Origin of the sequence: Zhaonella formicivorans, assembly GCF_004353525.1 — a bacterium.
In the GTDB taxonomy this organism is placed as follows: Bacteria; Bacillota; DUOV01; order DUOV01; family Zhaonellaceae; genus Zhaonella; species Zhaonella formicivorans.
In genome coordinates this window covers 2,706,474-2,725,000 of record NZ_CP085524.1, presented here as the reverse complement: position 1 = coordinate 2,725,000, position 18,527 = coordinate 2,706,474, and the positions used below count along the sequence as shown (strand labels likewise).

Here is an 18,527-nt window from a genome sequence, read left to right as displayed (position 1 = left end):
GACTCCCTCGCTTCGCTCGGTCGCTGGTGACTTAACTTCCGTGGGCGGATTGTGTTCGGGTGTATCCCCTCCGCCATTACCACCAGAAATGCTTTATTCATTTTTAGCGCCATCTCCAGCGCCGAACTCGGCGTCCCACAGGGACTCCCTCGCTTCGCTCGGTCGCTGGTGACTTAACTTCCGTGGGCGGATTGTGTTCGGGTGTATCCCCTCCGCCATTACCACCAGAAATGCTTTATTCATTTTTAGCGCCATCTCCAGCGCCGAACTCGGCGTCCCACAGGGACTCCCTCGCTTCGCTCGGTCGCTGGTGACTTAACTTCCGTGGGCGGATTGTGTTCGGGTGTATCACTCCGCCATTACCACCAGAAGTACCTTATTCTGCTTGCTTTGTGGTCAGCTTTCAGCCTTCAGCTTCCCAATCATTTCTTTTTAGTCTTTTTGTTTTTAGCTGACAGCTGATGGCTGACAGCTGCCGGCTATTTTGTTCTCTCAAAACTGCACAGCGATTATTGGCTTTAAAGGATTCTTGCCTCTCAGCTGCCAGCTGATGGCTTTTATGGTCAAGCCCTCGACCAATTAGTACTAGTCAGCTCCACGCCTTACGGCGCTTCCACTCCTAGCCTATCTACCTGGTATTCTTCCAGGGGTCTTACTGGACTACTCCATGGGAAACCTCATCTTGAGGGGGGCTTCGCGCTTAGATGCTTTCAGCGCTTATCCCTTCCAGACTTAGCTACCCAGCTGTGCCGTTGGCACGACAACTGGTACACCAGCGGTCTGTCCACCCCGGTCCTCTCGTACTAGGGGCAGCTCCTCTCAAGTTTCCTACGCCTGCGACGGATAGGGACCGAACTGTCTCACGACGTTCTGAACCCAGCTCACGTACCGCTTTAATGGGCGAACAGCCCAACCCTTGGGACCTACTTCAGCCCCAGGATGCGATGAGCCGACATCGAGGTGCCAAACCTCCCCGTCGATGTGGACTCTTGGGGGAGATAAGCCTGTTATCCCCGGGGTAGCTTTTATCCGTTGAGCGACGGCCCTTCCACTCGGTACCGCCGGATCACTAAGCCCGACTTTCGTCCCTGCTCGACTCGTCAGTCTCGCAGTCAAGTCCGTTTCTGCCTTTACACTCTCCGGATGATTTCCAACCATCCTGAACGAACCTTTGGGCGCCTCCGTTACTCTTTGGGAGGCGACCGCCCCAGTCAAACTGCCCACCTGACACTGTCCCAACACCCGTTTAGGGTGCCTGGTTAGAATTCCGGTACCTCAAGAGTGGTATCCCAACGCCGACTCCACTGAAACTTGCGTCCCAGCTTCTAAGTCTCCCACCTATTCTGTACATGACGTACCAAAACCCAATGTCAGGCTACAGTAAAGCTCCACGGGGTCTTTCTGTCCTGTCGCAGGTAACCCGCATCTTCACGGGTACTACAATTTCGCCGAGCCCCTCGTTGAGACAGTGCCCAGATCGTTACGCCTTTCGTGCGGGTCGGAACTTACCCGACAAGGAATTTCGCTACCTTAGGACCGTTATAGTTACGGTACTGCCGTTTACTGGGGCTTCGGTTCAAAGCTCCCCCTCTCGGATAACCTTTCCCTTAACGTTCCAGCAGCGGGCAGGCGTCAGCACCTATACTTCATCTCCTCGATTTAGCAGGCACCTGTGTTTTTGGTAAACAGTCGCCTGGGCCATTTCTCTGCGACCTCCTCTCGCTCGTATTTGCTCTATACTCACGATACCGAGGTACCCCTTCTCCCGAAGTTACGGGGTCATTTTGCCGAGTTCCTTAACGAAGGTTCTCTCGCGCGCCTTAGGATTCTCTCCCTACCTACCTGTGTCGGTTTACGGTACGGGCACCCATTCCCCTCGTTAGAGACTTTTCTTGACAGTTTGGGATCAGTTAGTTCGCTACTTCTCTTTCGCTCCCCGTCACCTCTCAGGCCTCTCGTGAGACGGTTTTGCCTGTCTCACACCCTACTGGCTTGGACGCACTCTTCCAACCGTGCGCTTAACCTACCCTCCTGTGTCATCCCTTCCTCAAGCGGTTAATGGGTGGCATCGGATTCTCAACCGATTATCCATCGCCTACGCCTTTCGGCCTCGGCTTAGGTCCCGGCTTACCCTGGGTGGACGAGCCTTCCCCAGGAACCCTTAGGCTTTCGGCGAAGAGGATTCTCACCTCTTTTTTCGCTTACTCATACCGGCATTCTCACTTCTATCTCCTCCACCACACCTCCCAGTGTGACTTCGACGAAGTTTGAACGCCTCCCTTCCATCCTTTCCGGATCCAAAGCTTCGGTGGTGAACTTGAGCCCCGTTACATTTTCGGCGCAGGGCCACTCGACCAGTGAGCTATTACGCACTCTTTAAATGGTGGCTGCTTCTAAGCCAACATCCTGGTTGTCTGGGCAACCCTACATCCTTTTCCACTTAGTTCACACTTCGGGACCTTAGCTGTTGGTCTGGGCTGTTTCCCTCTCGACCATGAATCTTAGCACCCATGGTCTGACTCCCAGGCTAAATTTATGGCATTCGGAGTTTGAGAAGGTTCGGTAACCTGTTTGGGCCCCTAGCCTATTCAGTGCTCTACCTCCATAAATCATCGCCCGAGGCTAGCCTAAAGCTATTTCGGGGAGAACCAGCTATCTCTGAGTTCGATTGGCATTTCACCCCTACCCACACGTCATCCGCCGACTTTTCAACGTCGGTCGGTTCGGGCCTCCACGAAACATTACTCCCGCTTCACCCTGCACATGGGTAGATCACTCAGTTTCGGGTCTACGACAACAAACTTCCGCCCTATTCAGACTCGCTTTCGCTCCGGCTCCGCTTCCTTCCGCTTAACCTCGCTTGTTATCGTAACTCGCCGGTCCGTTCTACAAAAAGTACGCGGTCATACCCTCTCGGGTACTCCCACTGCTTGTAAGCACACGGTTTCAGGTCCTCTTTCACTCCCCTCCCGGGGTGCTTTTCACCTTTCCCTCACGGTACTTCTCCGCTATCGGTCGCTAAGGAGTATTTAGCCTTGGGAGGTGGTCCTCCCTGCTTCCCACGGGGTTCCTCGTGTCCCGTGGTACTCAGGATACTCTCTTTAAGTCTTCCGCTTTCGCCTACAAGGCTTTTACTTCCTGTGGCGGGCCTTTCCAGACCTCTTCGGCTAGCTTCCAACTTATTTACCGAGAGTCCTTCAACCCCAAAAGCTTTCGCTCTTGGTTTGGGCTCTTCCCCTTTCGCTCGCCGCTACTTAGGAAATCGATTATTCTTTCTCTTCCTCTGGGTACTAAGATGTTTCAGTTCCCCAGGTTCGCTCCTCTATGCCTATTTTCTTCAGCATAGGGTTACGGGATATTACTCCCGTAGGGTTCCCCCATTCGGGTATCTCCGGATCTCGGCCTGCTTGCGGCTCCCCGAAGCTTTTCGCAGCTTACCACGCCCTTCTTCGCCTCTTAGCGCCTAGGCATCCTCCGTGTGCCCTTTTTAGCTTGACCATCCTTGAGTTTTGAGTTTTGAGTGTTGAGTTTTTTTTTCAACTCTTAACTCTTCACTTTTAACTCTTAACTCTTAACTCTTGACTCGCCTAGTGGATTGAATCCTTTTTTCTACCTGCGTGTACTACTTCTCGCTTCCTCTCGTTCGCTTTCCGTAGTCACTTCCTCGCTGTGCAGTTTTCAAAGAACATCCTTTTGCTTTCAGGTATTACTTACTGCTCTGGCCTTCAGCTCTCAGCTGTCAGCTTTTTCCCAAGTTCTTCTCTTGGGTCTTTTGGCTGACGGCTGCCAGCTAATCGCTGACCTTTTGTCATACCCCAGAGACTTCTGGTCTCTGAAAACTAAACAGTGGTTTTTTTATGCCCGATTATCGACCTGGAGTGCTCTTTGGTATTCCTTCTTGGTCCAGCCTTCAGCTATTAGCTATCAGCTATCAGCTTTTTTCCCAAGTTTTTCTCTTGGGTCTTTTTGCTGATGGCTGTCGGCTGTCGGCTGTTGGCTGACCTTTTGTCATACCCTTAAGCTTTTCTCCTTAGAAAGGAGGTGATCCAGCCGCACCTTCCGATACGGCTACCTTGTTACGACTTCACCCCAATCACCAACCCCACCTTCGACGGCTGCCCCCTTGCGGTTAGCTCACCGGCTTCGGGTGTTGTTAGCTTTCGTGGTGTGACGGGCGGTGTGTACAAGGCCCGGGAACGTATTCACCGCGGCATGCTGATCCGCGATTACTAGCGATTCCGGCTTCATGCAGGCGAGTTGCAGCCTGCAATCCGAACTGAGAGCTGCTTTTTGGGATTCGCTCCGGATCACTCCTTCGCCTCCCTCTGTACAGCCCATTGTAGCACGTGTGTAGCCCGGATCATAAGGGGCATGATGATTTGACGTCATCCCCACCTTCCTCCGGTTTGTCACCGGCAGTCCCTTTAGAGTGCCCAACCTCACTTGCTGGCAACTAAAGGTAGGGGTTGCGCTCGTTGCGGGACTTAACCCAACATCTCACGACACGAGCTGACGACAACCATGCACCACCTGTCTCCCTGTGCCAAATGGCTATTTCCACTTTCGTGTGTTTCAGGGGATGTCAAGACCCGGTAAGGTTCTTCGCGTTGCGTCGAATTAAACCACATGCTCCACCGCTTGTGCGGGCCCCCGTCAATTCCTTTGAGTTTCAGCCTTGGGGCCGTACTCCCCAGGCGGGGTACTTAGTGCGTTTGCTACGGCACAGAAGGGGTCGATACCTCCTACACCTAGTACCCATCGTTTACGGCGTGGACTACCAGGGTATCTAATCCTGTTTGCTCCCCACGCTTTCGCGCCTCAGCGTCAGGGTTAGGCCAGAAAGTCGCCTTCGCCACTGGTGTTCCTCCTAATATCTACGCATTTCACCGCTACACTAGGAATTCCACTTCCCTCTCCTACCCTCAAGTTAACCAGTTTCAGATGCAACCTCTCGGTTGAGCCCAGAGTTTTCACACCTGACTTAATTAACCGCCTACACGCCCTTTACGCCCAGTAATTCCGGACAACGCTCGCCCCCTACGTATTACCGCGGCTGCTGGCACGTAGTTAGCCGGGGCTTCCTCTTTAGGTACCGTCACCTATACCGCTTTTCGCAGCATAGACTTCGTCCCTCTTGACAGAGCTTTACGACCCGAAGGCCTTCTTCACTCACGCGGCGTTGCTGCGTCAGGGTTCCCCCCATTGCGCAATATTCCCCACTGCTGCCTCCCGTAGGAGTCTGGGCCGTGTCTCAGTCCCAGTGTGGCCGGTCACCCTCTCAGGCCGGCTACCCATCGTCGCCTTGGTAGGCCGTTACCCCACCAACTAGCTAATGGGACGCGGGCTCATCCTATTGCGGTAGCTTATTCCAGAGGCCTCCTTTTCCTTGCCCCAAGATGCCTTGGGACAAGCTTATCCGGTATTAGCACCGGTTTCCCGCTGTTATCCCGGTCAATAGGGTAGATTGCCCACGCGTTACTCACCCGTCCGCCACTAGCCTTTACTTATAGCAAGCTATTCATAAAGGCCCGTTCGACTTGCATGTGTTAGGCACGCCGCCAGCGTTCGTCCTGAGCCAGGATCAAACTCTCCATAGATATCTAGGCTATCAGCTTCCAGTTTTCAGCCTTCAGCTAAAAACTTTCCGCTGCCTTTTTTCTTGGTTTGTTCAATCGGCTCGATTGTCTTCTCTTCACGAGTTTCTCTTTCGATTCATTTCTTCGCCAGCCCCACTCTAGCTGATAGCTATGAGCTCTTGGCTGACGGCTAAAAGAATCGGGCATGTCGTCTTCCACTGTTCAGTTTTCAAAGACCAGCTTGCGGCTTGGGCTTTTGCCCCCCGCGCGACAAAATTTATCTTACCATGTCACAAGCTTTTTGTCAACTTCTTTTTTCTTCCCTCGCTGCATTTCCCGCAGTATCCTCTTTCCTTCTTCCTCCCCTGCGCTCCCGCGCCGGGAATTCATATATTAGCACCCTATGTGAAATTTGTCAATTGCTAATTTATGGGGATAAACCTGGCTTTGGTATTCTGTAGCTTTCCGCCGCCAGCCAGCGACAATTACATACTATACCATGCCTTCTTAGCTAAATCAATAGATAGTTAAACCATGCATTCTGCATAGTTAATGAAAAGGGCCCTTACCTTAGAGAGCCCTTTTCAGCTTTTATTAAACTAGTTATTTTTCCTTACTATCTATCTTTTCAATCAGAATTGCGCAGTCAGGACACACCAACTGACAAGTCTTGCAGGCGATGCAGTCTTTACCATGCCCCGGCTCAACGGTAGGTGTCCCGTAAACACCCAGGTGTTCAGACCAGCCTATGGTATCTACCGGGCATTTTTCTATACAAAGACCACAGCCTTTGCAGAGCGCAGGGAAATTATGAAAGATGGCTTTGCCGTTTTTTGTGCTGATTGCTTTAAATTCTACAGGCATATGTGCACCTCCCTTTATACTTGGCCCTGAACTAATTCAATCCCGCGCTCTAAAGCTTTAAAGTTCAATTCGCGCAGTTTGGGATCCTGTTCAAACTTGTAGCCAAGTTTCTTTTCAATAGCCGCTTTAGCCTTTTCTACAGTTACCACTTGGGTGGCACCAATTACTGCACCCATGATCACGATGTTGAACACCCTGGGATGCAGTTCTTCCTTAGCCACTTTAATAGCAGGAATGGCAAGGATTTTAGCGGCATTGGTCGGTAAGTCATTTTCCACGCCTTGTATATTGGCATCATATACAAATAGTGTTTTAGGCCCAACATATTTTTTCGTCCTGCGCACAGCCCGGTCGCTTAAGGCAATAACGATATCCGCTGTTTTAAATTTCGGCGAGCCAATAGGTTCGTCAGCTATTTGCACGTAAGCAACGGAAACACCGCCCCTTTGCTCAACACCGAAATTAGGAATATATAACGCTTCGTGACCTTCTTCGTAAGCAGCTTCAGTTATAATGCCAGCTACAGATTGTACACCCTGGCCTCCTTCACCGGCCAAAGCAAGCTTTACATATTTGCCCATCTCTAGCCCTCCTTCTTTTCACCAAGGGGTTTTAATTCTCCCACTTTAAAGTACTGAGCCATATCTTCCTCAACAAACTTCCAGGTTTGTTCCGCATTTGTTCTCCAGTTTGTAGGGCAGAGAGACAAAGCTTCGACAAAGGAGAAACCATTGCCTTCTATTTGGTTTTGCAAGGCGTTTTTAATAAAACGTTTCAATTGCCTTAAGTTTGCTACAGTGCCGCGGGCAACATAAGCACCTTCTCTGGTGATGGCGCTAACCATTTCCGGACCAAGGGTGGGATAACCTTGAGCATTAACATCCCGGCCATAAGGGGTAGTCTCCGTTTTTTGGCCCGGCAGGGTTGTAGGTGCCATCTGGCCTCCGGTCATAGCATACTGCACGTTGTTAACCAAGATAACAGTAATCTTTTCATTTCTAGCAGCAGCATTCACCAAGTGCTGGGAACCGATGGCATAGCCGCCTCCGTCCCCCATGTAGGCAATGCCGATTACATCGGGATTAGCCCTTTTAACCCCGGTAATAACAGGGGTAGTTCTACCATGGTGAGTCTGTACTGAATCCACATTGAAAAAGTCCCAAGCCAGAAGGGAACAGCCGATATCACAGCCAAAGACTGCTTTGTCTTGTATACCTAATTCTTCAATTGCTTCTCCTAATGCTTTCAGTACCAAAGGATGTCCGCAGCCGGGGCAAAACTTATGGGGTTTAGTTTCAGTGCGCCACACCTTAGGCATTTGTGGTTGAATAGACATAGCCAAACCTCCTTTATACGCTTAAACAAGTCGGCGGACTTGCTCTACGACTTCTTCTACAGTAACACCTTCGCCTGGCTTAAAGTAATTAGTGATCGGTGTTGTCAATCCATATACGGAATGTTTTACAATCTTTTCAAGCTGTCCTACGGAGGACTCTACGATTAAGACGTTTTTAGCTTTACCGGCTGCAGCTTTAAGCTGCTCCACGGGGAAAGGCCTCAGAGTTATGGGGCGGAAATGGCCTGCCTTAATGCCTTCTTTCCGAAGAGCTTTAACAGCACCTTGCACAGCCCTGGAAACAACACCATGGGCTACTACTAAAACTTCTGCATCTTCCGTATCAAATTCTTGATACTCTACGATCTCTGGAGCTACCCTCTCGTACTCTTTCTTTATTTCCATAACTACTTCATAAAGCTCGTCTTCCATGTTGTAAGTATTTCTTAAATGGCTGGGATCCCTGTCTACGCCAGGCATTCCTGACTTACCTACATATGGCTCTGTAGGAACCATTTTAATCCCTCGCGCTTCGGGATCATAGATAGTAACAGACTCTCTCATCTTGGATTGATAGCCGTCGCCTAGAACAAAAGTCGGAAAACGGTATTTCCATGCAGTGTTAAACGCTTTAATTGTGTAGTCAAAGAGATCCTGTTGCCCGGAAGTGGAATAAACGATTCTGAACCCTTCACCGTTTCCTCCGAAACAGGTCATAGTAACTTCCTGCTGCGAATAAATTACGGTTGCCGTGGACGGCCCCCCTCTTTGACATACAACTAATACGGTTGGGAGACGCATCATTTCAGCCATGGACATGGATTCCTGCATTAGAGTGTTGCCGGGACCGGCGGTGGCGGTAAATGCCCTTTTGCCTGCCAGGACTCCCCCTACGCAAGTGAATCCGGCAGAAATCTCATCTTCTGTTTGCAAGAAACTTCTGCCATACTTGGGTGCAAGTCTTGTCCAATAGTGCATGATTTCATTTTGCGGAGTGATTGGGTAACCATACATGATATCTGCGCCAGCTGCCAATGCTGCCCAAGCTACCACTTCGTTACCTGTCATGAATGCCCTTTTCTCACCTTGAATTGGCTTTTCAGCCATTAAACAACACCTCCTGGTTTAATATAAACTGTTGAAGTAGAATAAAAATTTCCGCAGCCTGCTGTTGTGATTCCTATTGGAATCCACCGGCTTCGCTTTGGGTAAGCGGTTGAGGCCGCGTGCTATTACCAAAAGGTCTGCGGCATAAAACGCCGCAAATACCTTATAGGGTTGCCCATGCTGTCCTGAGGTCCAAGTTCATCTCTAAACCTTTCTTCGGCGGATGTGGCGATTACAGGTATATTTAGCTCCCGGGCAGCCTCAGTGACTATTGTGGCCCCTTCCTGTATCACTTTAGCGGTGGTCTCTTCCCCCAGATGGGTATTATTAATCAAGCCATCCACTCGCCCCAAAGTCTGAACATACTCTATAATTTCTTTTGCATTGGCTGTCATGGGCCTGGATGCGTTTATTACAGCAAATATCTTCAAAAATCTATTCTCCTGGAAACCTTCCAGCAAATTGAGGATCTTAGCTCCTTCTACACCATAGCCTATATCCAAGATAATGTCCCCCGGGCGCTTTAACACCCAACGCATCTTAGGGTGTAATATTGACCCTGCTTCCCCCAAACCAAAAGTCTCTTTGGTTTCCCAGGCAATTACCGAAAGGCCCAAATCCTCCAGCTTTTTTTTGATGGGCCTTAAAGTATAAAAGGGTTCTACTATATCGAGATCAGCCAGCGTAACCTGCCTGCCTTTTTCCAGCAGCTCTAACGCACGGTTTACCGCATTTTCACTTTTTCCGCTGGCGTATTCACCTATGTAACCTTCAACAATGGGCTGTCCATAGCTTTGCTCTATTTTCCTCACCTCGCCCATATTATTCGCTAAAAATGGTTTTTTATTAGTTTGCGATTTGTAAAAAAGAAATACTACAAAACCCTTTGACAAAATTCGCCCCTACTCAATGATGAGTGTCTGGAACTCAAAAAAATTCTTCCATTAGCACGAAGTGTCATCTTGGTGATTAGAACCAAATTGAGATAAAGTATCACTTAATTATTTAAATCATATTTAAAAACTCATGATTTGATGTTAGATTCTTACAATTGTTAAACCATAAGTTCTTCAAAGAACTGCTTTCTATCCCATATTATAGTCCGTATTCCAAAGAAGGACAAGCATTACCAAGGTAATTCGCCAATTGTCGCCGCTGCCTCTTGACACCTACTTAATTTACCAGGGGCAATTTTTGTCAAAAATTAGGTAATAATTATTCTCACCATAAAATAAGTATAGTCTTTTACATTTTAAACGTCAATCGTAAATCTAAACAAATGTCAAGTATTTTAGTTTCCAATTCGGATTAACTGCTATTTTGTACCCATACAAAAAAACCCGCCGAACGGGTTTTTTGCTATCAGCTTTCAGCTTCTGTATTTCGCCAAAGAACCGGCGCATTCTAAATGCTTTTAACCCAAGATACTTCTACAAGTCTTTAGCCTCCCAAAATGAAATTCAGGATAATCAAGAGAATTAAACCCGGGATACCCAGAAAACCTGCTATCAACACAGTCAGAAGATTGATGGGAATAATAATACCCAAGTAATTGCCTATGAAATTATAACCCCACAATAACAGTAAGCCAAAAATCGAATTAAAAAGGATTTTAAAAACTAATTTAAACGGCTTGACCAAAATCCGACCAACCAAATAGACTAGAAAAACAAGAAAAAAAACTGCAAAAATCAGCTGCACTAAATCTTGCATAGCTTTCACCCCCGTTTCTCCCTCTTTACATTATATACGGAGAAAATAACTTTATGCTAAAGTTTTTGGCAAAATTTCGCTATTTGGCTAAACTTTCATTTCTAAACAGCTTCAAGAGATGGATAAATTTTCGTTCGGCAGCTTCCATTTGATAAATAGCTGCGTCAATCAAATCCTGCTCTGTTACATGGTTAAAAAAATTTCTGGCATTATCCCATTCTTCTTTTGCTGCCTTTAAGGCTGCACTTAAAGAATCTTTTGGATCTTCACCGGGGGCTTCATCAAAACCTTTGAGTTGTTCCTTAAGGGTTCCGATTAATTGGGACAAGTCGAATTCCCTCATACTCTATCCCTCCAAATTCTTACTGGTAAAAGTTTATGCGAAAATTACGTCAAATTGACAACGATTATATTCTTTCCAGCTTTTAACCTAGTTAGAATTTGGAAAAACAAAAAAGAAGAGTGCACAAAGCACTCAATCTAATTCTCTTCTCCCTTCAAAAGCACGGGCCAGAGTCATTTCATCAGCATATTCCAGTTCCCCGCCTACCGGCAAGCCATGAGCAATTCTGGTGACCTTCAAACCTAAGGGCTTAAGCAGACGGGCCAAATACAGAGCAGTAGCCTCGCCCTCAATATTGGGGTTAGTAGCGATAACTACCTCCGTAAAATTATTTTGCTGCAGCCGCTGAAGCAGTTCTTTGATTTTCAAATCGTCAGGCCCCACACCCTCCATGGGAGAAATAGCCCCGTGCAAAACATGATATTGTCCACGGTATTCCCTGGTCTTTTCCAAAGCCACTACATCCTTCGGCTCCTCTACAACACAGATTACTGATGAATCGCGGGTCCCGTCGCTGCAAATATGGCAAGGATCAACATCAGTTATGTTGCAACATAGAGAGCATTGGCGTACCTTGGCTCTAGCATCGAGGATAGCTTCAGCCAACTGTTTAGCCTCAGCTTCCGGAGCATGTAAAAGATAAAAAGCAAGCCTCTGGGCTGTTTTAGGTCCAATGCCAGGCAGTTTATTCAACTGGGCAATGAGGTTTGCTACCGGCTGAGCATATTGAAACATCAAGACACCCCTTAAAACAGTCCTGGAATTTTGAGCCCTCCTGTGATTTTACTCATCTCTTCTGCAACCATTTCCTGAGATTTTCTTAAGGCTTCGTTTACAGCGGCAGTAATTAAATCTTCCAGCATTTCCACATCCTCTGGATCCACTGCCTCAGGCTTAATTTTGATTGCCATTATTTCCTGTTTGCCGTTGGCTGTAACCTGAACAACCCCTCCTCCGCTGGAAGCTTCTACTGTCTTACTGCCCAGCTCTTCCTGCAATTTGGCCATATCAGCCTGCATTTTCTGAACTTGTTTCATCATTTTGTTCATGTTTCCAAAACCCATTTTTCAAACCTCCTAATTATTCGACCTCAACGACTTCACCGCCAAAAATTTCTATGGCTTTTTGTATCAGTTCATCCTGGTTCAACTTGTTCATTTCCTGTCCGCCTGCCGCCCGTTCTGTTTTCAGTATACACCGAATATGTATTTTTGCCCCTAAAATACTTTCCAAAACATGCTCTATTACCTTTTTATTGTCGGGCTGTTCGCTCCTTTCTTTGTGAAATTTGTGCTCCGCTTTATACTGCAAAACCAATTCGTTCCCTTGCAATTCCAACGGCTCTGCCTCAACAAAAAAGGCGTAAGATGTAATTTTGTTTTTTCGCACTCCATCTAAAATTTCAGTCCACTTTTGTTTAATTAAATCCACTGTCAAGCAGGTATCGGGCCCGCCCCCGGCTTCAGAAGGGCGCTGTTTAACCGGGCTAGCCTGCTTCAACTGCTGCTTGGGTGGCACCTTAACCCGGTCACTAATTCCCTGCTGTTCTATTCCCCCTTGTTGTGGCAATATATCCATTATTTTTAATAAAGCCATCTCCAGTAGAATTTGTCCCTGGCTGCTCCATTTAAGATCATTTTCAGCCGCAACAAGGATTTTAATCATGGCCAGCAGTTTTTCCCTGTCAAAGGCTTTGCTCTGTTCCCGCAGTTTAGATAAAACCTCATCAGGCACCGTAATTAGCTCCTCGGATCCCTGACCCAACTGCAGCAGCACTAAGTTTCTTAGGTGGAGTATTAAGTCTGCAATAAACTGCCTTACTTCCTTTCCCTCCGCCAATGCTTCATACAGCATTGTCAAACAACCGGTGGCATCATTAGCCCTGATGGCATCAACCAGGCCCAGCATATAATCATCGCTGACTATGCCCGCAATGTTTGTAACCTGCTCTACTGTTATCTTGTCAACCCCCGAGGCCATGCACTGGTCCAGTAAACTGAGAGCATCCCGCATCCCGCCAAGAGCAATTTTGGCAATCAGGAACAGTGCCCCTTCTTCAGCCTCAATATTATTCCGGCTGACTATCTCTTTTAGACGCTCCACAATTTTTTTTACAGGAATTCTGTGAAAATCGAAGCGCTGGCAGCGCGATAAAATCGTCAGTGGTATTTTATGAGGCTCCGTAGTTGCTAAAATAAACACTACATGGGCCGGTGGTTCCTCCAGCGTTTTTAACAAAGCATTGAAAGCCTCCGTGGTTAACATATGTACTTCATCAATGATATATACTTTAAATCGCCCTTCTACGGGACTTAGCTTAATTTTCTCTCGCAAATCCCTGATTTCGTCTATACCCCGGTTGGAAGCTGCATCAATCTCCAGGATGTCCAAAGCATGACCCGCATTGATGCGCCGACAGCTAACACACTCGTTGCAGGGTTCACCTTCAATATTGTGCAAGCAGTTGACAGCCTTAGCCAAAATCTTAGCCATACTGGTTTTTCCCGTTCCTCTGGGGCCGCAAAACAAATACGCATGACTGGTGCGATTGGCGATTAAAGCATTTTTCAAGGTCCGGACTACGTGTTCTTGTCCTACTACTTGTTTAAAATTGAGGGGCCTCCATTGGCGGTATAGAGCTATATAACCCATTGATAAACACCTCATGCATGCAATATGAGAATTGGCCGTCAGCTATCAGCCGTCAGCTCTCAGCAATAACATTATAAAAACAATCTGTGAATCTATTGTTCCCTATACTATTTTAAACTTAAGACCGTCTAACTAACAGTAAATTTTATCTAGCTTATTCTCTATGTAATCTCTTTTTCCTTTAATAAGCATATTCGGCTAAAACAAAAAGGCTTCAAATTAAAAGAAGCCTTGGTTGTAGATAGTCATTCTGTGTCTTTAGCTAATGGCTAAAGCTATTGCCCTCTTTCATAGTACTGTTATATTTAACTGCCGTGCACCTGCCTTCGAATTGTACTTCCAGGCGTTACCAATGCAGTTAACTCAAACCAGGCAACCCTGCGGCACACGAAAATAGTCACTTACCGCTGCTTCCTTCCGGACCTGACGGGGTTCATGAGTTTTCGTTGCGCAGGACCCAGTCTTCCTCATCACTTACATTAGCCAGACCCCACAAATAACAACCCTTGGGCAGGAATTCAATCCCGCTACAGCGGTTTGCGGGTAACAGGGCACCGCTACCTCCCCATCTAGCACGGCAAATCTTACATCTTGCTAAAAATTGACTTTGAGGTCCGTCGTCAGTCATTCGTCATTAGTCGTTAGTTCGACTTAAGACCGACCCTTTTATCACAATTTATGCAGTGATAAAAAAATGGCGGAGAGAGAGGGATTCGAACCCTCGAGACGAGTTTAATCCCCGTCTACTCGCTTTCCAGGCGAGCGCCTTCGACCAACTCAGCCATCTCTCCGTGTTGCTCTACTTATAAATAAATAAGGATAGATTCAATTTTGCGAAAGCAATAGAATTAACTTCAAAAATCGTTCACCTAATTATTATAGCAGATGTTTAAAAAATAGCCATAATCTTTTTTTACCAGCACTGCCTGTTCTTATTACAATGTTCCCAGGTAGCTAGTGCCATATACGTGAATAAACATCATCACCAACGGTGACTTTAATATTTTACAACTGATTTGATTTATTTTCAAGTTTTTTGGTGGGCGATGACAGAAACAAAATGCTTAAGTACCCTACTGGACTAGGTATGCTTTTTTTCTTTTTGGTAGTATGCGGTTATATACGCATCCAGCTCTTGGCTTTTTTTAATGACCAGGGAATCATTAAGCGAAATCCCTTTTAAAACCAGCTCACTTAATTCCCTACGCAATTTTTCAATCATAATCTCTAGAATACTCATAAAGCTTTTCTCCGTTTTTCCAATAATCTATAGTTTTTTCTGCAATAAAGTGTTGTCATAATTAACGATTTGTTTTATGACCTTTACATAGGCTTCACCCCCGAATTATTCAGTATAAATTATAATCCCCCTTGATTTCTATTTTTATCAACAAAAAAGCACACCAAAAATACCCCCTGCTGAGCAGGCAAGATATTTCGGTGTGCTTGACATCCAAACCGAATACCAAACCTCGAGCCGAATTGAATTAGAGAAGAGTACCCATCTGAACACCCTTCCCATATTTTGTTCTTTTAATGATTTAAATATAATTTTTCTACATAAAATAAACAATTCCTGCATCATTTTACAAATTTACAATTTTTTTACACAGTTTTGCCGTCGCATTAGCATTATTTTAATCAAAACTGCGGTCAAAGAGAATAGCGCCAAAAAAGGCATTAGAGATAATAGAGAGTTCCGTGGCTATGCTTATCACTTTCACATCGCCTAGGTGCTCTATTTCCGAATAAAGCCGGGGCTTTATATTTTTCATTATAACTCCCCTAAGGCGTAAAACTTCATCTTCACCGCCGGGAACGCTTAAAAGGAATAATTCCATATTTGTTAAGGTTTTAGAAACATAAAAAGTGCCCACATTTTGAGTAATTTTCACCCATACCCCCTCAGGCCCTTTTCCAAAAATCTCCTGATGCAGCCTGGAAAGCATTCTCCTCAAAGCGCTTTCCAGTTCTGCTTTATTTTTGGCCACACCAGCCAAACCCCCAGTTAATCTATCTTAGGTTAATATTATTCTTAGCAACATAATAGTCATAACGCCACATTATTCAATCTTAGGCAAAATGTTTTAGTATGTTTCACACCGGGCAATATACCATACGCAGTATTAAGCGGTACTTAAAATATATTACCTAAGAGCAATAATTTCCATAATGTAACAAAATTCTATAGGTAATATTTATATCCTGCATAATAGAAATATAATCAATCTACTTTGGTTTTTATAAGTTGCAGCAGCGTAAGGTTTTTTAAACTTTGTTGCTAAACTGAACAAGGGGTTCAGCTTAAATCCCTGAACCCCTTGTGCTATAAAGATTGGCGGAGAGAGTGGGATTCGAACCCACGAGACCGCTACTAACGGTCTACTCGATTTCGAGTCGAGCGCCTTCAACCGGACTCGGCCATCTCTCCAAAAAATATAAAAAATATAATGCCTAGATTAGTATTATACATTCTTTCCTAGACAATGTAAAGGACTACAATTTGAAAGGACATTGCCAATTTTTATAAAATTTTTATTTGAAACTATTGCTTGGTATAAGCTTATCCTGCTTTGATTGTTTACAAATAACCAGCCTATTTACCCCGTTTTTCTTGTTTTTATAGCAATTATTTGCCTAGTGCAGGATAAACCTATACCAAACCTCGACATAATTATTAATCTTGCTTAATGACTCAAAAGCGTAAAGTTAACAAAACTGTACTATATTTTAAACATGGACACCGCTTCATTTAATTCCTGTGCCAGACGGGCCAATGTATCGGCCGAAGCAGCTATTTCTTCCATAGTTGCTGATTGTTCCTCCGAGCTGGAGGCCATATGTTGGGCGGACTGCGCTACCTGCCCGGCAACATCATCAATCACTCGTATTAAACTAACCATGTCGGTATTGCCTTTGGCCAATTGCACAGTAGAATTAGCTACATCTTGTACCTGCCTGTAAACCTTCTCCACTGCTAAGCCAATTTGTTGAAATGCTTTAGCCCCCTCACCAATTACCATATTTCCGGTTTGCACCAACTGATTATTGTAATTCATGGCATCTACGGCTTTAGCAGTATCCTCTTGAATCTGCTTTATCAAAGCAGCAATTTCTTTTGCCGCCTGGCTTGACTGTTCTGCCAGTTTCCTCACTTCCTCAGCCACAACAGCAAAACCTCTGCCTTGTTCCCCAGCTCTTGCCGCTTCAATTGCTGCATTCAAAGCCAGCAGGTTTGTCTGATCAGCTATGCTACCAATCATTTCTACTATTTGTTCAATGGCTTGGGAACGCTTGCTAAGCTCATCTATCAGTGCTGATGCTTCACGGGTTGATGCATTTATTTTCTCCATTTCTGATATGGCCAGAGACATACTTTTGTCTCCCTCCAAGGCCATCCGGCTGGTTTCCTCAGAGGCAGCAGATACAGTCTGAACAGTAGCAGCTATGGAGTCCACTGCTGCTGTACGCTCCTGAACACCGGACAAAGCGTTTTTAACCACTTGGCTCTGCTTGCTGGAACCATGAGCCAATTCCTCCGCTACACTGGAGAGCTGGTTAACTGCCTGGGTACTTTGCTCGGTGGAGGCACTTAGTTCCTGAGCCGCCGCGGAGACATCTTCCGCACTGCGAATTACCTTTAAAATAAGGTTACGCATGTTGGCCACCATATTATTGAATGATCGCGCCAAAGTCCCTATTTCATCATTTCCTGTGTACTGGATATTCTGTATATTAAGATTTCCTTGCGCAATTTTTTCCGCTTCTTTTGCTATAAGTTCCAATGGTTTAGCTATTTTTATACTGGTCAATAAGTAAAGCAACATTACAAACGCCAAGATTGCCAGAATAAATAAAATAACGTTGGTAAGAAAGATTTTATTAATCTTAGCCCCAATTTCCCGGGCAGGCATTGACACTACCAGCCTTAGGCCGGTATCCCCTATGGGAGCAAAAGCAACTATACTTTCTATACCATCCAGTGTACTCATGCCAATTCCCGGTTTATTTTCCGACACAATCCGTTTACCTAAAGCTTTGATACTATCGTCTTTGCTTTCGGTAATTTTATCATTAAGATTTTTTTCCGCTTGTTTGTAAGCCATATAGTAACCTTGACCGGTTACTATAAAAGCACCCCCACCTTGTCCTACCTTTAGCCTTGCTACCATGCTTTGTATTTCCTTAAGATCAATATCCGTTGTAGTCACACCTACAACCTTTCCCTGTTTTTTTACGGGACTGGTTACAGTAATCATTGTGACTCCGCTTACTGGGTCGTAATATGGCTCACTCCAAACAAGTTGTTTATCAGTCTTAATACCGTTTTGATACCAGTCATATTGAAAATAGTCATATTCCTCGTTGCTATAGTCCCAGGTTAATGTTAAATTGTCACCGGTTCTATAAACATAAGGCCCATAATACTTGGTCTTAGAATCGTATGTAAAAGGTTCCAGCCAATAACCTGCCCCTATAGCCAGCTTATTTTCTTCCAAATATTTTTTTATCGCTTCAACATATAGCTCGTAATCATATTGATTATTAGCTTCTAAATTGCCGGCAATTATATTTGCTAAAGATCCGGTAAGCTGCAAACTTTTGTTGAATCCTTCTGCCTCTTTAGCCACCAAATTCAGCATTTGCTGGTCGGTTGTCTCCATAAGCACTCCCTTAAAATTCCAGAAACTATAACCTGTTTGGGCTGCAAAAATAAGCACAGTTACAATGAGTATAAGCACAATAAAAGCCGCTTTAATGCTTTTCATAAAATCCACTCCCCTGATTTTAACGTATTATCCTTTAAATTTACACGAACTACCATAACATTTTAATTTTTGACAATTAGGTATTATTCATTTGTATAAAAAACATATTTATTGTAATTTCCACTCATATGTTGTACTTATTCAGCATTTGCTAACAAATAAAAAAG

13 protein-coding genes, 2 tRNA genes, 4 rRNA genes and 1 other RNA gene (1 of these 20 only partly in view) are annotated in these 18,527 nt (G+C 45.4%); all 20 read right to left on the bottom strand.

Translation table 11 applies throughout. The annotated features are described in order from the left end of the window. Positions 1-87 (bottom strand): 5S ribosomal RNA (gene rrf, locus EYS13_RS16625); it reaches 29 nt to the left of the window's first position. Positions 88-113: 26 nt separating this feature from the next. Next, positions 114-229, bottom strand: a 5S ribosomal RNA gene (gene rrf / locus EYS13_RS16620). Positions 230-559: 330 nt separating this feature from the next. After that, a 23S ribosomal RNA gene (locus EYS13_RS13350) occupies positions 560-3,498 on the bottom strand. A gap of 536 nt (positions 3,499-4,034) precedes the next feature. Next, positions 4,035-5,597, bottom strand: a 16S ribosomal RNA gene (locus tag EYS13_RS13345). Together the 16S, 23S and 5S rRNA genes form the textbook arrangement of a ribosomal RNA operon. A gap of 582 nt (positions 5,598-6,179) precedes the next feature. Next, on the bottom strand, positions 6,180-6,440 hold the full coding sequence (locus EYS13_RS13340) for a 4Fe-4S dicluster domain-containing protein (protein ID WP_227763700.1): 261 nt from the start codon (positions 6,438-6,440) through the stop codon (positions 6,180-6,182). A gap of 14 nt (positions 6,441-6,454) precedes the next feature. Then, positions 6,455-7,021, bottom strand: coding sequence for a 2-oxoacid:ferredoxin oxidoreductase subunit gamma family protein (locus tag EYS13_RS13335; protein ID WP_227763696.1), 567 nt, complete (start codon positions 7,019-7,021; stop codon positions 6,455-6,457). A gap of 2 nt (positions 7,022-7,023) precedes the next feature. Next, complete coding sequence (locus EYS13_RS13330) at positions 7,024-7,776, bottom strand: thiamine pyrophosphate-dependent enzyme (protein ID WP_227763695.1); 753 nt, start codon at positions 7,774-7,776, stop codon at positions 7,024-7,026. Between the two features lie 21 nt (positions 7,777-7,797). After that, entirely contained in the window at positions 7,798-8,883 is a 1,086-nt protein-coding gene (locus EYS13_RS13325; protein WP_227763688.1) for a transketolase C-terminal domain-containing protein, read from the bottom strand. Between the two features lie 125 nt (positions 8,884-9,008). Next, positions 9,009-9,704, bottom strand: a complete 696-nt coding sequence (locus EYS13_RS13320; protein WP_423055354.1) for a hypothetical protein — start codon at positions 9,702-9,704, stop codon at positions 9,009-9,011. A gap of 619 nt (positions 9,705-10,323) precedes the next feature. Beyond that, a complete protein-coding gene (locus tag EYS13_RS13315) occupies positions 10,324-10,596 on the bottom strand; it encodes a pro-sigmaK processing inhibitor BofA family protein (RefSeq protein WP_227763684.1) in 273 nt (90 codons plus the stop codon). Between the two features lie 79 nt (positions 10,597-10,675). Then, positions 10,676-10,939 (bottom strand): DUF2508 family protein, encoded by a 264-nt coding sequence (locus EYS13_RS13310; RefSeq protein ID WP_227763683.1) that lies wholly within the window; start codon positions 10,937-10,939, stop codon positions 10,676-10,678. Between the two features lie 132 nt (positions 10,940-11,071). Beyond that, positions 11,072-11,674: a recombination mediator RecR gene (recR, locus tag EYS13_RS13305; RefSeq protein WP_227763681.1), complete on the bottom strand. Its 603-nt coding sequence runs from the start codon at positions 11,672-11,674 to the stop codon at positions 11,072-11,074. Positions 11,675-11,685: 11 nt separating this feature from the next. Beyond that, the gene (locus tag EYS13_RS13300) at positions 11,686-12,003 is read right to left on the bottom strand and encodes a YbaB/EbfC family nucleoid-associated protein (RefSeq protein WP_227763667.1); all 318 of its coding nucleotides are present in this window, start codon (positions 12,001-12,003) and stop codon (positions 11,686-11,688) included. Positions 12,004-12,019: 16 nt separating this feature from the next. After that, complete coding sequence (gene dnaX / locus EYS13_RS13295) at positions 12,020-13,591, bottom strand: DNA polymerase III subunit gamma/tau (RefSeq protein WP_227763659.1); 1,572 nt, start codon at positions 13,589-13,591, stop codon at positions 12,020-12,022. A gap of 312 nt (positions 13,592-13,903) precedes the next feature. Then, positions 13,904-14,169: signal recognition particle sRNA large type (ffs, locus tag EYS13_RS13290), an RNA gene on the bottom strand. Positions 14,170-14,286: 117 nt separating this feature from the next. Further along, positions 14,287-14,382 (bottom strand) — tRNA-Ser (locus EYS13_RS13285). Between the two features lie 290 nt (positions 14,383-14,672). Then, positions 14,673-14,831 carry an aspartyl-phosphate phosphatase Spo0E family protein gene (locus tag EYS13_RS13280; protein WP_227763658.1) on the bottom strand — a complete coding sequence of 53 codons (159 nt, stop codon included), beginning with the start codon at positions 14,829-14,831 and terminating at the stop codon, positions 14,673-14,675. A gap of 397 nt (positions 14,832-15,228) precedes the next feature. Then, positions 15,229-15,582 (bottom strand): Na-translocating system protein MpsC family protein, encoded by a 354-nt coding sequence (locus tag EYS13_RS13275; protein WP_227763656.1) that lies wholly within the window; start codon positions 15,580-15,582, stop codon positions 15,229-15,231. A 345-nt stretch (positions 15,583-15,927) separates the two neighbouring features. After that, a tRNA-Ser gene (locus tag EYS13_RS13270) sits at positions 15,928-16,022 on the bottom strand. Between the two features lie 292 nt (positions 16,023-16,314). Then, complete coding sequence (locus EYS13_RS13265; RefSeq protein ID WP_227763654.1) at positions 16,315-18,360, bottom strand: methyl-accepting chemotaxis protein; 2,046 nt, start codon at positions 18,358-18,360, stop codon at positions 16,315-16,317. Positions 18,361-18,527 lie beyond the last annotated feature (167 nt).